The organism is Kitasatospora sp. NPDC101155, assembly GCF_044768305.1.
Taxonomy (GTDB): Bacteria; Actinomycetota; Actinomycetes; order Streptomycetales; family Streptomycetaceae; genus Kitasatospora.
Map to the genome: position 1 here is coordinate 1 of NZ_JBIWPN010000169.1, position 1,088 is coordinate 1,088.

General features: G+C 69.3%; 1 protein-coding gene and 1 pseudogene. Both read left to right on the forward strand.

The window, feature by feature from the left end; genetic code table 11:
* The first annotated feature begins 77 nt into the window (after positions 1-77).
* Positions 78-674 carry a winged helix-turn-helix domain-containing protein gene (locus ACIRYZ_RS46605; protein ID WP_402955882.1) on the forward strand — a complete coding sequence of 199 codons (597 nt, stop codon included), beginning with the start codon at positions 78-80 and terminating at the stop codon, positions 672-674.
* Positions 650-1,088: pseudogene (locus ACIRYZ_RS46610) on the forward strand (transposase); the annotation flags it as partial. The gene ACIRYZ_RS46605 and the pseudogene ACIRYZ_RS46610, both read left to right, overlap by 25 nt.

The following is a 1,088-nucleotide window of genomic DNA, read 5'->3' on the forward strand; positions in this document are numbered from 1 at the left end:
TACTGACCTTGGCGCTTCGAGGTGATTGGCCTGTTTATGTGGCTGACTGATGCTCATCTGCGCGCTATGCCGTTGGTATGCGCTATGCGGATGGGGGCGGGCTGACGGCGAAGGCACGTCAGCGCCGCGAGACGGTGCGGCTGGAGGCCGCTGCGTTGTTCGACGAAGGCGTCCCGCCGAAGGAGGCTGCCCGCAGGTTGCGGGTGACCGCGAAATCGGCCTACCAGTGGCACCAGACCTGGCGGGAGGGCGGGGCCGGCGCGCTGGCCTCACGGGGACCGAGCGGGCAGCGATGCAAGCTGTCGGCGCGGTGCCGGGCGAAGCTGGCCGAGTACCTCGAGCAGGGGCCGGCCGTGCACGGCTGGGACCAGGACCAGGTATGGACCGGCGCACGGGTGGCGACGCTGATCGGCCGCAAGTTCCACGTGTCCTACAGCGTCTCGGGGGCCACCCGCCTGATGCACCGACTCGGCTTCACCCCACAGGTCCCCGCGCGGCGGGCCGCGGAACGCGACGAGCAGGCGGTGGCCGCGTGGAGGGAGGTGACCTGGGCGGAGGTAAAAGCGCCCGGGCGGCCTGCAACGGATGGCTCTGCTTCGAGGACGAAGCCGGGTTCACCCGCAGACCGCCCAAGGGACGCACGTGGGGACGGCGCGGCACCACCCCGGTGGTGAAGGTCTCCGGCCGCCGCTCGGGGAGAGTCTCGGCTGCCGGGCTGATCGCGATGCGACCGGGGTCGCGGACCCGGCTGTGTCACCGGCTGCGACGGCACACCGGGCGCAAAGGCGAGCGCCGCAGCCTGTCCGAGCGCGACTACATCGGGCTGATAGACGGGGTCCATCAGCTGGTCAAGGCGCCGATCGTGCTGGTGTGGGACCGGCTGAACACCCACGTATCCCATGTCATGCGCGACTTGATCGACGCGCGGGACTGGCTGACGGTGTTCATCCTGCCCGCATACGCGCCCGAGCTGAACGCGGTCGAGTACCTATGGGCCCACGTCAAACGCAGTCTGGCGAACCTCGCCAATGTCGCCCTTGACCAGCTGGAGGCTGTTGTCCGCAACCGCCTCAAGCGATTGCAATACC